The 12,114-nt window shown below is 59.9% G+C and carries 14 protein-coding genes; 5 read left to right on the top strand and 9 right to left on the bottom strand.

The features are described 5' to 3' along the window. The 3 genes from VIW95_RS01640 to VIW95_RS01630 form a co-directional block, all read left to right on the top strand. Positions 1-1,788: thiamine pyrophosphate-binding protein (locus tag VIW95_RS01640; RefSeq protein ID WP_331583354.1), on the top strand; the 1,788-nt coding region annotated here is incomplete at its 5' end. A 198-nt stretch (positions 1,789-1,986) separates the two neighbouring features. Continuing rightward, entirely contained in the window at positions 1,987-2,436 is a 450-nt protein-coding gene (locus VIW95_RS01635; protein WP_331583351.1) for a hypothetical protein, read from the top strand. After that, positions 2,433-2,933, top strand: a complete 501-nt coding sequence (locus VIW95_RS01630; RefSeq protein WP_331583349.1) for a GNAT family N-acetyltransferase — start codon at positions 2,433-2,435, stop codon at positions 2,931-2,933. The genes VIW95_RS01635 and VIW95_RS01630 overlap by 4 nt, the downstream gene beginning before the upstream one ends. A 6-nt stretch (positions 2,934-2,939) precedes the next feature. On the opposite strand, the gene VIW95_RS01625 is transcribed toward VIW95_RS01630, so the two are convergent. The 7 genes from VIW95_RS01625 to aroF all read right to left on the bottom strand — a co-directional run bounded on the left by VIW95_RS01625 (position 2,940) and on the right by aroF (position 9,001). Beyond that, positions 2,940-3,287, bottom strand: a complete 348-nt coding sequence (locus tag VIW95_RS01625; protein ID WP_331583347.1) for a response regulator — start codon at positions 3,285-3,287, stop codon at positions 2,940-2,942. 137 nt (positions 3,288-3,424) lie between these two features. Continuing rightward, positions 3,425-4,651 carry an ATP-binding protein gene (locus tag VIW95_RS01620; RefSeq protein ID WP_331583345.1) on the bottom strand — a complete coding sequence of 409 codons (1,227 nt, stop codon included), beginning with the start codon at positions 4,649-4,651 and terminating at the stop codon, positions 3,425-3,427. After that, a complete protein-coding gene (locus VIW95_RS01615) occupies positions 4,648-5,004 on the bottom strand; it encodes a circadian clock KaiB family protein (RefSeq protein WP_331583343.1) in 357 nt (118 codons plus the stop codon). Before VIW95_RS01615 ends, VIW95_RS01620 begins: the two co-directional genes overlap by 4 nt. 9 nt (positions 5,005-5,013) lie before the next feature. Next, positions 5,014-5,274 carry a circadian clock KaiB family protein gene (locus VIW95_RS01610; protein WP_349259273.1) on the bottom strand — a complete coding sequence of 87 codons (261 nt, stop codon included), beginning with the start codon at positions 5,272-5,274 and terminating at the stop codon, positions 5,014-5,016. 118 nt (positions 5,275-5,392) lie between these two features. Then, positions 5,393-7,171, bottom strand: a complete 1,779-nt coding sequence (gene kaiC / locus VIW95_RS01605; RefSeq protein ID WP_331583339.1) for a circadian clock protein KaiC — start codon at positions 7,169-7,171, stop codon at positions 5,393-5,395. A gap of 176 nt (positions 7,172-7,347) precedes the next feature. Next, complete coding sequence (locus tag VIW95_RS01600; protein WP_331583337.1) at positions 7,348-7,788, bottom strand: VOC family protein; 441 nt, start codon at positions 7,786-7,788, stop codon at positions 7,348-7,350. Between the two features lie 193 nt (positions 7,789-7,981). After that, a complete protein-coding gene (aroF, locus tag VIW95_RS01595) occupies positions 7,982-9,001 on the bottom strand; it encodes a 3-deoxy-7-phosphoheptulonate synthase (RefSeq protein ID WP_331583335.1) in 1,020 nt (339 codons plus the stop codon). Between the two features lie 160 nt (positions 9,002-9,161). Here aroF and VIW95_RS01590 point away from each other — a divergent pair, with 160 nt between their 5' ends. Together VIW95_RS01590 and VIW95_RS01585 are read left to right on the top strand one after the other, a co-directional pair. Further along, positions 9,162-9,473 carry a hypothetical protein gene (locus VIW95_RS01590; protein ID WP_331583333.1) on the top strand — a complete coding sequence of 104 codons (312 nt, stop codon included), beginning with the start codon at positions 9,162-9,164 and terminating at the stop codon, positions 9,471-9,473. Between the two features lie 23 nt (positions 9,474-9,496). Continuing rightward, on the top strand, positions 9,497-10,261 hold the full coding sequence (locus VIW95_RS01585; RefSeq protein WP_331583331.1) for a DNA repair exonuclease: 765 nt from the start codon (positions 9,497-9,499) through the stop codon (positions 10,259-10,261). A 21-nt stretch (positions 10,262-10,282) separates the two neighbouring features. On the opposite strand, the gene VIW95_RS01580 is transcribed toward VIW95_RS01585, so the two are convergent. Together VIW95_RS01580 and groEL are read right to left on the bottom strand one after the other, a co-directional pair. Continuing rightward, entirely contained in the window at positions 10,283-10,699 is a 417-nt protein-coding gene (locus tag VIW95_RS01580; RefSeq protein WP_331583329.1) for a response regulator, read from the bottom strand. Between the two features lie 372 nt (positions 10,700-11,071). Further along, on the bottom strand, positions 11,072-12,114 hold a 1,043-nt coding region (gene groEL / locus VIW95_RS01575; protein WP_331583327.1), incomplete at its 5' end, for a chaperonin GroEL.

Genomic DNA, 12,114 nt, shown 5'->3' with positions numbered 1-12,114 from the left:
AAACGAATCTCATATACGCGCGCGCTTTTCGGCGACGCAGTAAATGTGCAAGGATTCGAAACCAAGCGGGAAGATTTCCTCAAAGGAGTTTTTGTAATGGCGAAAGCTGACGGCGGAGAATTAATCGCGCGCGTGATGCGCGAAAATCGTGTGAAATATTGTTTCGCGATCAACGGCGGCCATCTGTTTCCGATCCTCGGCCAGTTGCGCAATCACGACATCAAGCTCATCCACATGCGCCACGAACAGGCGACCGCCTATGCGGCCGACGCCTACGCGCGCACCTCGGGCGAAGTCGGCGTCTGCATGGTCACCGCGGGATGCGGCCTGACCAACGCGGTGACCGGACTGTGCGTCGCGGGACTGACTAATAGCGCCGTAGTCTGCATCTCGGGGCAGCATCCCAACACTGAAGATCATCTCGGCTCATTCCAGGAGGCCTACGGCTCCGAAGTCGTCGACAGTTTCTCGAAGTTCACCAAGCGGGTGACCGACTGGTCCACGATTCAGTTCGATCTGCGCTCCGCGTTTCGCGAGGCGATCTCGCCGCCGCAGGGCGTCGCGCTGTTCGAGATTCCGCAGAACATTTTGTATCACCACGAAGAAGACTCGGGGCAGCGCAAAGGCGCGCGCGAGTTTACGATGGACGACGTCCGCTCTGCGGGCGACCCTGCCAAGATCGGTCGCGCGCTCGAGATGCTGGTGGCGGCCGAGCGTCCGCTAATAGCATGCGGCGACGGCGTGTTCTGGTCGCAGGCGGGTGCCGAGATGCGCGAGTTCGTCGAGCTGACGAACATCCCGATTTATGCGCGTCGCGCCGGGCAGGGCGTCGTGTCAGAAGAGCATCCGCTGGCAATTCGCGGCGCGTTCAAGAAGCCGTTTACCGGCGGCGCAGACGTGGTAGTCGCAATCGGCTTCCGCTTCTGGAGCGGCGAGCATTTCGGTCAGCCGCCGACCTGGACCGACAAGGCCAAGTACATCCAGATCGACCCAACTCCGACGCGCATCGGATGGCAGGTCAACGCGGACCTGCCGATGGTCGGCGATCCGAAGATCGTGCTGCAACAGATGATCAAGCGGATCAAGGAACTCAAGCTCGACTTCTCGAAGAACAAAACGTCGCCGTGGGTCAAGCAGGTCTGGGAGACGCGCCAGCGCTTCGACAATCAGATCAAGGAGCAGAACGCCAAGGTCTCGAAGAACCAGCCGATTCATCCGGCGCGCCTGTGCGAGGACCTGATCACCGTGCTCGACAAAAACGCGACCACTGTCATCGACAGCTTCACGCTGTCGGGATGGATGAGCCGCGCGTTCACCTGCCGCTTCATGGGCCAGGTCGTGGACGCGGGCCCGCTCGCTCCGGTCGGTCATGGGGTCGGGATGGGCATCGGCGCGCAGCTCGCCCGGCCGGGTCAGCAGGTCGTCGTTATCAGCGGCGACGGCGGCCTCGGAATCGGCGGCTGGGACATGGAGACCGCGGCGCGCTACAAGCTGCCGGTCATAACGGTGCTGTGGAACAACAGCTCGTGGGGCCCGAACTTCGATCAGATGCCGGGGCTGAAGGGCCGCACCGATCCGTTCAACATGCTGCCGAACATCCGCTACGACAAAATCTTCGCCGAGATGGGATGTCATGGCGAGCAGGTCGAGACCAACGAGCAGATCATTCCGGCGCTCGAGCGCGCGTTCAAGTCGGGCAAGCCGGCGCTGATCAACGTGATCGGCGACGTCGCGGTCGGCAACGCAACGCTGGGCGGCAACCTGCTGGGCTCGACGGGATCGAACTAAGCGGACGTCGCATACAGTGCGCTTTCCGTGTCCCCACAGTCCCCTCTCCTTGTCCAGGGAGAGGGTTAGGGAGATGTGCGGTGTTCGACGGCGGCACCCAGCGCGCGCGTGCGTCGTCGTGCGTTGCACCTCTTCCGGCGACACCGCGCTGCGCGCGGCTTACGCCGACCTCTCCTCGGACAAGGAGAGGTCATAACAATGAAACCGATTGCAGTGCTGATGCTCGCCGCCGCGCTCGCCGGCTGCAAAGCGGCGCCGACCTGCCCGCCCGGCACGAGGCAGGTTGGCGAAGGCCCGCCCAATGGCTCGGAGATCGAGTGCGTCAAAACCGTCAACGGCCAGGACGTCAAAGAGGGACCGTTCACAGTCTATCGCGATGACGGTTCGAAAATGATCCAGGGCGAGTATCACGACGGCAAGCAGAGCGGCGAATGGACGCAGTGGTACGACAACGGCCAGAAGGCGTCGATCGATCACTACAAGGACGGCGTACAGGACGGCGAGCACACCGGCTGGTATACCAACGGCAAAATTTCCGCGATCGGAATCTACAAGGACGGCAAGCGCGACGGTGTCTGGAAACGATGGGACCCGCAGGGTTTCAAGAACTGGGAAGAAACCTACAAGGACGACAAGAAAATCTCATGACCGCTGGACGGGTGAAGCGCGTTACCATCGTCGATGCAGACCTGTCGCGCGCAGAGCATCAGGACGCGCTGGTCACGATGCTCGACGCATACATGCGCGATCCGATGGAGGGCGGCGAGCGACCGCCGGAGCGAATCAAGCGCGACCTGGTGCCGGGCCTGCGCGCGCATCCCGCGTGTTACGTATTCCTCGCATATCGCGACAGCACGCCGGTCGGTTTTTCGATTTGCTTCCTTGGATTTTCGACTTTCAACGCGCGTCCGCTGATCAACATCCACGATATCTTCGTCGATTCCTCAGTGCGCGGAACTGGAATCGGCGCGATGCTGCTCGAACGAATCGAAGCCAAAGCGCGCGAACTGAATTGCTGCCGTATCACGCTCGAAGTGCGCGAGGACAATCACGTCGCGCGCGGCCTCTACCGCAAAGTCGGTTTCGATCGCGTCGTCGTCGGCGCTGCGCGCATCCCAATGGAGTTCTGGCACAAAATGCTGTGAGCTCGATCAAGCGGAACGTCGCCGGACGAACTTTTGAATAGTGCCAAGCAGCGTTTCGGCCGTGATTGGCTTGTGTAAAAGTTCATCGGCCGCGATTGGCTTCGCGATTTCACCCACCGCCGAAAGCACGACCACCGGAATATCTTTGAGTTTTTTGTCGCCGAGCTGCGCCTGCCGAAATGCCCATCCGTCCATCCGCGGCATCATCAGATCCAGCAGTATCAGGTCGTGCAAACCACCTTCGCGAAGCATCTGGAGCGCCACGAGGCCGTCTGTCGCATGCGAGGCGCGATAACCGGACATCTTCAGGATTTCGCAAACGGTCGCGCCGAGGTCGATATCGTCCTCGACCACCAGAATCCTTGGCGCGGCGTCGTCGGGAGTCTCCCGCAGACCTGTACGCCGTGAGGGATTTTTGCGACCCGTAACCACAGTAGCACGTGAGACAGTGAGCGATGGGCAGAAAGAGCAGTGCTCGATGCGGATGGTCCCTAGTCTTTTCCTTTTCCGTCTGCGTTAGCGATGAGGGGCAGCTCGATAACGATGCGCGCCCCACCGCCGGCCCGGCTCTCAGCTCTTATCGTTCCGTCATGTTGTTCGACGACTTGGTGGGCGATGTAGAGTCCGAGTCCGAGGCCGCCGTAATTGTTGCTGATCGTAGTTCGCTCGAAGCGTCCGAATATTCGCGACAAGTCCTCTGTCGGGATGCCGATGCCGCGGTCTTCCACCACCAGCATCGCTTTGCCGTCTCTCGCCTTGAGCTCGATCCCGATCGGCTTCCCGGCGCCGTACTTGATCGCATTGGAGATGACGTTGCCGATTGCTTCGTCGAGCCGGAACTTGTCCACGCGCGCGGCGACGCCCCTTCCCGCATTCAAACGAAGCTCGCACTTGGCGTGCGATGCATCCTCGGAGAACCGCTCCACGACTTCCCTGACCACTTCGCCCAGGTCGCCGGTCGCCATCTCCAACTGGAGTCTTCCGCTGGCCAGTTGCGAAACGTCCAGCAGGCGATCGACCAAACGGCGCATCCTCTCTGTCTGGTCCTTGGCTCGGCTTACGCTCGATTTTACCTGGTCCAGATCGCCGGCTGCGGCATGGCGGTCGAGCAGTCCCAGCCGAAGAACCAGTGTGCTGAGCGGCGTGCGCAGTTCGTGCGAGGCAATCGCCAGGAACTCGTCGCGCATTCGGACTGCGGCCTCGGCCTGTGCGTTGCGTTTGCGCTCGCTCAGGTCGGTCACGATGACCCCGATCGATGGTCTGCCCTCAAGGTCCACAGGATTGAGCGAAAATTGAGTTGGAAGAAAGACGCCCGAACTCGACAAAAGGGTCATCTCGCCGCGCACGGATTCGCGAATTCCCTGCTTGATCAACTTTCTGAGCATGTCGCGATCTTCTGCGGGGACGAATTCGCTCACATCGCGGCTCATTGCCTGATCGAGTGGAATGCCGAGCATCCGCGCAAATGAGGAATTGCAGTACAGGATGATGCCTTCTCTGGAAAGCGAGATCGCTCCTTCGTTCATGCTTTCCACTAATACGCGGTAGGGATGCTCTGCCCCTTCCAGGGTGAAGACTTTTTCGCCCGCCGGTCCGGCGACGACCAGCGCATCGACTTCACCGTTGCGAATCGCATCGAGAGTTTCTTCAGCTTCCTGAAGACGCTGTCGAAGCTCTTCAAGTTCCAGCCGTACTGAGGGTTTCAAATTCGTTTTCACTTCGATCCACCTGCGATTGCCAGGTAATAGAGCACTTTGGGGCGATCAGACAGGTCGCCGACCATCCGCTTTACGGGCGGCGGTTCTTCCTTGACCAGTGTCGGCGCCGCAATGATATCCGACTCGGTCGCGCGCCCCGGCTCCTGGTAGATATCGATCACTTCCAGATCGTAATTACCCTTCAGATCGGTTTCACAAATCTCGCGCAGATTTCGTACCGCCCGGGTCGATCGCGGTGTGGTGCCACAGGTAAACAGGCGCAGCGTATAGCGGTCAGGGTTGGCCTTGGATTTGGATTTCAGTTTGGACGCCTTTGCACGGACGCCAGGTTTGAATTGATGAATCTTTGCCACCTTGACGCCTCAGACGACACTCAGTTCCAAACTGAGAAGGACCTTGTCGGTTGCTGAAAGATCGCCAATGATGCGCTTGACCGGGACAGGGAGTTTCCTGACCAGCGTCGGGATCGCAATAATCTGGTCGGCTTTGGCGAGTTCCGGATTGCGCATCAGATCTATCACCTCGATCGTGCAGCGGCCGGCCATATGGGTATCGCAGATGCGCCGCAGGTTCGCAATTGCAGCAATCGATCGCGTCGATTGCCCGGCAACGTACAGGCGCATCCTCCAGGACTCATCAGTCCGCGGCTTTTCTTGTTTCAAAACTTTCGCCTTCTGAGGCCGCGATTTAGTGAGCTTCTTCGGCGCGGACTTCTTTCCCACCTTATGACTCTACTTTCAATTATTTCCGGTTTGGCGTTTGAGACAAGTGACCGTTTACCCGGCGGCTCTTCGCCATCGCTGATTGATTGTCGATCAGCTTCTTTTCGCGCTTGTTTTCCAGCGAAACCGATTTCTTCACACCTGCCGAATCGGCCTCGAATTCGGCGCGCAGCGCTTCGATATGCGCCTCCATCGCCTTGCGCCGGTGTTCGAGCTGCGCAAGTTTGAGCTCGTTGTCGTCGGTCTGCCGAAGCGACGCGTCGCGTTCCTGCTCCTCCAGCGCCACCCGCGCCGATCCGGTGAGCATTCCGGATGGCCCGAGATAGACTTCGACCAGCTTGATTCCTTTGTTGCTCAGCAAGAACTCCCGAATCTGATTCGAGTGATTCATGCCGCGCGCTTTCAGGACGTAGAGTCCACGATTGCGCTCGCCGGAAGTCTCGATATCGCGCACCAGCATCCAGGTGTCGATGAGCGAAGAAATTCCGATGTCGGACGTTTCCAGCCGTCCGCCGTTTTCGCTGAGCACGGTAAAAAACCCGGTGATGCCCTCGGTCTTCAGGAAGTCGATGAGCAGCGTAAGCATCGCGGTCACTTCCCGCGGACTTCCCGCCGAAATCAAGTTCGAGATCGGATCCACCGCCACCACGCCCGGCCGAAATCGATTGATTTCTTTGTGCATCGAAACGAGATGCATCTCCAACCCGTAGAGAAATGGACGCCGCGCGATAATCCGCAGCTTTCCGCTGTCGAGATGAGGCTCCAGGTCGATGCCGACGGATCGCATGTTGCGGACGATCTGTTGCTCCGATTCTTCGAAAGCAAAATACAGGACGCGCTCACCGTGCTCGCATGCCGAATGCGCAAGTGCCGCAGCGAAGCTGGTTTTCCCCATCCCCGCCGTACCCGACATCAGGACCGTGCTGCCTCGATAGTAGCCGCCAACGCCGAGCATCGCGTCGAGGTCCGGCACGCCGGTGGAAACAACCTCGCTGGAAACCTTGTGCCGCAACGCCATCGAGGTCACTGGCAGCATCGAAAATCCCTGCTCGTCGATGATGAACGGATACTCGTTGGTGCCGTGACTGCTGCCGCGATATTTCACGATCCGCATGCGGCGCGTGGTGATTTGATCAAGGACGCGATGGTCGAGCAGGATCACGCAATCCGCGACGTATTCTTCAAGACCGAACCGCGTGAGTGAATTTTCGCCACGCTCGCCGGTGACAATCGCGGTGACGCCGAAGGATTTCAGAAATTGAAACAGCCGCCGGATTTCGGCGCGCAACAGGGCGGTGTTCGAAAATCCTGAAAAGAGCGTCTCGATTGTATCCAGCACTACCCGCTTCGCGCCGACCGACTCGATCGCATACTTGAGCCGTATAAAAAGTCCCTCGAGGTCGTACTCGCCGGTTTCAGCAATTTCGCTGGGGTCGATGTGTACGTGATCGATCGCCAGCTTGCCCTCGCGCACGAGTTTGCCGAGATCGAAATCGAGCGACGCGGCGTTAACGACCAGCTCGTCCCTGGTTTCCTCGAAAGCTACGAAAACGCCCGGTTCCCCGTAGTCGCGGACCCCGTTGACCAGGAACTCGACGCCGAGCATGGTCTTGCCGCAGCCTGCACTGCCACAAATGAGCGTCGCGCGTCCGCGCGGGAGTCCGCCAAGCGTTACCTCGTCGAGACCAGTGATGCCGGTCGGCGCCTTTTCCAGACGCTCGCCCGCCTTGATCGCTCGGGCTGGTTTTTGTTTGGCAAACCTTGCGTTCGTCGCTCTGGTAGGGAGGGGTTCGTGCATCGACGTGTGTCGGTTATGTGATGTTGGTTGTGTCTGGACGATAGTGCAATTTGCACGTGATGAAAAGGCCGGTCCAAGCGGCACCAAAAAATTTATTTCGTACGTACTTGTAAAATTTACAACGTAAAAAGAGGGACCCCACGGCGGGATCCCTCTCTCGTTGAGCTCAGCTCAGCCTATTGGTTCATCGATGCCATCCGCTTCGCCATCTCCTCGGGAGTCGGATCCTCCTTGTGCGTGGCGATCGACCACGTATTTCCAAACGAATCCGACACGGTTGCCATACGGTCGCCCCAGAACTGATCGGTCGGCTGGCTGACTGACTTGGCGCCCGCGCCAATTGCGCGTTTGTACATCGCATCCACGTTGCTGACGTACAGGTAAAAAGCACTGGTCGAGGCCCCGGTCTGCATCGGCTCGCCGAGCATCAATCGCGAATTTCCGATGCTCACTTCGGCGTGCATCACCGTCCCGTCGGGGCCGGGCATCCGCATGACTTCCTCAGCGCCGAACGCCGACTTCAGGAAATCGATCAGCTTCGCGACGCCCTTCACATTCAGGAATGGAGTGACGGTATGGTACCCATCGGGGATTGGTTTAACTGATTTGCCTGCCATGACAATTACTCCTCTCGCGATTTTGAGTTAGGAAAACATTTGCTCGGCACCTCGGGCGAGGATCGATCTCTGAGATGTCGCCGGCGCATTTCGAACGCAACCCGGCCTATCTTGTTCCCCGCTTGTTCTTAAACCGGATAAATCGCACCGCCCCTTCCCGAGCGGGAAGGGGAACCAGAAAAAAGTCATCAACCTACAGCGTTCTTCCGACCGCTTCCGCCAGTGGCTTGAGCGATTTCATCAGGGCGGCGAAGCGCGACGGCTTTAATTGCTGCGGGCCGTCGGACAGCGCGCTCTCAGGCTTCGGATGCACCTCGATCAGCAGGCCGTCGGCGCCCGCCGCGATCGCTGCCAGAGCCATCGGCGCCACCATCTTGTAGATGCCGGTGCCGTGGCTCGGATCGACCAGCACCGGCAGATGCGTCCATTCCTTGAGCAGCGGCACGGCGTTCAGGTCGAGCGTGTTGCGCGTCGCCGTTTCGAAGGTGCGAATCCCGCGCTCGCACAACACGACGTTGGGATTGCCCTCCGACAGAATATATTCCGCCGCCATCATGAACTCTTCGAGCTTCATCGACATGCCGCGCTTGAGCAGCACGGGCTTCTTGATTCTGCCGAGCCGCCGCAGCAGCGAAAAATTCTGCGCGTTGCGCGCGCCGACCTGCAGCATGTCGGAATGCTCGGCGACCGCGTCGATATCGTGCGGGTCCATGATTTCCGTCACCACCGGCAACCCCACGCGGCGCCCGGCGTGCTCGAGCAATACGAGACCTTCGTTCTCCAGCCCCTGGAACGAGTAGGGCGACGTGCGCGGCTTGAACGCCCCCCCGCGCAGCGCATGAGCGCCCGCCGCCTTGACGGCGTCGGCGGCAGCTTCGACCTGCTGCTCGCTTTCGATCGCGCAGGGTCCCGCAATCACCGCGATTCGCTTGCCGCCGATTTCCATGTTGCCGACTTTGACGATCGATCCCTCAGGCCGCACCTCGCGTGACGACAACTTGAACGACCGCACCACCGGCATCACGCGCTCCACTCCCGCGACCGACTCCAGATGCGTCAGTTGATGCTTCTCGCCGCGCTCATCGCCGACGCATGCGACCACGGTGCGCTCGATGCCGCGAATAATGTGCGCGTTGTAATCGAGTTCCTCGACCATCCTGGCAACAGCCTGGATTTCTTCCTCGGTGGCGTGCGCTTTCATTACGACGATCAAGTGATAAACCCTCTGGGATAATGCTTTGCGATGGAATGCGTGCTCGAACTCTAGTAAATCTGACTCTACAGCATGTTGTCATCGACCGGAACTGAGCGCCATTTGAGTGAGGAGTAGGCCCATGATCGAGTCATCGTGTGTCTGCGGAGCAGTCCGACTCGTGATTACTCGCGCTCCGGACGAATTGCTGGATTGCAACTGCTCTATCTGCCGACGCTACGGCGTGCTCTGGGCGTACTACTCGCTCAAGGATGTGATTGTTCCGGGCGGACTGACCGACACTTTCATGCGAGGGGCGAAGAAGATTGAGTTCCACCGCTGCAAGATCTGCGGATGCGTGACCCACTGGTCGCCGAGCGACCAGCGCGATCGTATGGGTGTGAATGCGCGTCTCATGGAGCCCGAAGTAGTGGCACGCGCGCGTGTGCGCCATCTCGACGGCGCAGACAGTTGGAAATATCTCGACGAATGATGTCGCAATTGAAGGACGTAATTTTGCCAGCTAAGCCGCCGCATCGCCCACTGAAGATACTTCATACCTCCGACGTTCATCTCGAGACCGACACGTTCGGGTCCGGCGAGCGCGGCATCCAGTTGCGCGACAAAGTGCGCACCGCATTCGGCCGCGTGATCGACATCGCCAACGACCGCCACGCCGACATGCTGCTGATAGTCGGCGATCTGTTTGATTCAGCGCGCGTCACCGAGGAAGGCCTGGCATTCGCGATGGGCACGATCGCGCGGGCGCAGATGCCGGTCGTTATGATTCCCGGCAATCATGACGCGCACGACGAACGATCGATTTATGCGGGTCTCGCACCGGGCGCGCTCCCGGAAAACCTGCACCTGATTCTCGAGCCCGAGGGCAAGACGATCGATTTTCCCGATCTGGCGACTCGCGTATGGGGCCGCGCGCTGGTCGAGCATACTCCCGACTACCGGCCGATGAGCGGCGTGCCCGAGCCCAAGGAAGGTCTCTGGAACATCGCGCTGGCGCACGGATTTTTCATGGAGGAAGGCGAGATCGAGCGTTCGTCGCCGATCACGCCGGCTGACATCGAACGCTCGCGCTACGACTACGTCGCGCTCGGCCACGTGCACGTGCTGAGCGACGTCTCACAGGGCTCGACGCGCGCATTTTATTGCGGCACCCCTGCGCCGCTCTATTCGAGCGAGAATTCGGGATGGGTGCTTTGGGTGAATTGCGTACCCGGCCAGCCCCTCTTAGTCGAACGCCTGATGGTTGCCCTGGGGCGTTAGACTAATGGCCGGTTAGCTATTTCAGCGCCCGGAAGCCGCTTCGTCTCTCCGCCTGAGCTCGGGGTAAATAGCCGACAGCCGCCGCCACATCCGCTCCAGCCCGTAACTGTCGAACGGCTCGACGATGCACTCGAGCGCGCCCTCCTTCAGATAGATTCGCTGATCGTCAGGCGCCTGCGACGGGCTGACGATAACGATCGACGTTTCCGGGGACTCGCGGCGAATCATCCTGAACAGCGAGAGCGCGTCGAGCCCGTTCGCGCTACGCAACCCGATGTCGAGCGTGACGACATGGGGACGCGTAGTGCGAAAGAGATCGATTGTCTGCGCGACCGTCTCGGTTTCCGCCACCACCTGACATCCGCCGCATTCGAGATGATTGCGCAGAATATCCCGTGTGATCCCCGAGCTGTCCGCAATGAGCACTCGTACTGCCATCAGCGGCACCTCCATGGACGAGCACTGCGCCAGCCCAGTCCCCAAGGCGTCACACAGCTGCAATCCGGTTGGTTATTTAGCAAGGGCGGGGCCAAGAAGTGCGCGCTGGCGAGGCGCCCCCCGGGTTTGCCAGCAAACTAGCCAAGTGCGATTCGTGGCCACTTAGTTGACCAATTTGATGCAGTCGGATCCGCCTCAGTTTGATCGCTATTCACGATCAGCGTTGCACGCAAGTGATTTGTAGCATCGCGGTGACATTCCTCAAGCGTTCTGCGCGCTGCCAAACGAACAACGGCGGAGCCTCGATGGCTCCGCCGCTGATTTCAGTCAGTTCCGCTAGGTGCTGACCCAGCGATGCGATTCAGTTCACTACTACATCATGCCGCCAGGAGGCATTCCGCCCGGCATTCCGCCGCCGCCGGCCCCGCCCTTTTCGTCGGGCTTCTCGGCCACCATGCATTCAGTCGTGAGCAGCAGACTCGCAACCGACGCCGCATTCTGTAATGCGCTGCGCACAACCTTGGTCGGGTCGATGATTCCAGCCTTCATCAGATCCTCGAACTCCTCGCTGGCCGCGTTGAATCCGAACGGCCCCTTGTTGTTCTTGATCTTGTCAACGACGACCGAGCCTTCCCATCCCGCGTTGGATGCGATCCACCACGCCGGCCCCTCGATCGCCTTCTTGATGATCTGGATGCCGACCTTCTCGACTTCGCTGGCGCGCATGTTGTCGAGCACGGCCGACGCGCGAATCAGCGCGACGCCGCCGCCAGGGACGACGCCCTCTTCGACTGCGGCGCGGGTTGCATGGAGAGCGTCCTCGACGCGCGCCTTCTTCTCTTTCATCTCGACTTCAGTCGCCGCGCCGACGCGAATCACCGCGACGCCGCCAACCAGCTTGGCCAGCCGCTCCTGCAGCTTCTCGCGATCGTAGTCAGAGGTGGTCTCTTCGATCTGCGCGCGAATCTGCTTGATACGGCCCTCGATATCGGCCTTCTTGCCTGCGCCATCGATAATCGTGCAGTTATCCTTGTCCACGACCAGGCGCTTGGCGCGGCCGAGGTCCGTCAGCGTGATATTTTCGAGCTTGAGTCCGAGTTCCTCGGAAATCGCGCGGCCGCCGGTCAGGATCGCGATATCTTCGAGCATCGCCTTGCGCCGATCGCCAAAGCCCGGGGCCTTGACCGCGACGCACGACAGTGTGCCGCGAATCTTGTTCACGACTAGAGTCGCCAGCGCCTCGCCTTCGATATCCTCCGCGATGATCAGGAACGGCTTGCCGGTCTTGGCAATCGTCTCGAGGATCGGCAGCAGGTCCTTCATCGACGAAATCTTCTTCTCGTGAATCAGGATGAACACGTCGTCGAGCTTCGCTTCCATCCGCTCCGGATCGGTCACGAAGTACGGCGACAGGT

Source organism: Binatus sp. (SeqCode) (assembly GCF_036522015.1).
Lineage (GTDB): Bacteria > Desulfobacterota > Binatia > Binatales > Binataceae > Binatus.
The sequence above is the reverse complement of the archived record's forward strand: the minus strand, read 5'-3'. Positions and strand labels throughout refer to the sequence as shown.

Excerpts from the sequence above, each read along its gene's own strand:
- VIW95_RS01635 (WP_331583351.1), top strand. The coding sequence starts at position 1,987 with ATGAAACCGATTGCAGTGCTGATGCTCGCCGCCGCGCTCGCCGGCTGC.
- VIW95_RS01630 (WP_331583349.1), top strand. The coding sequence starts at position 2,433 with ATGACCGCTGGACGGGTGAAGCGCGTTACCATCGTCGATGCAGACCTG.
- VIW95_RS01610 (WP_349259273.1), bottom strand. The coding sequence starts at position 5,274 with ATGCGCCTGTACGTTGCCGGGCAATCGACGCGATCGATTGCTGCAATT.
- kaiC (WP_331583339.1), bottom strand. The coding sequence starts at position 7,171 with ATGCACGAACCCCTCCCTACCAGAGCGACGAACGCAAGGTTTGCCAAA.
- VIW95_RS01600 (WP_331583337.1), bottom strand. The coding sequence starts at position 7,788 with ATGGCAGGCAAATCAGTTAAACCAATCCCCGATGGGTACCATACCGTC.
- VIW95_RS01580 (WP_331583329.1), bottom strand. The coding sequence starts at position 10,699 with ATGGCAGTACGAGTGCTCATTGCGGACAGCTCGGGGATCACACGGGAT.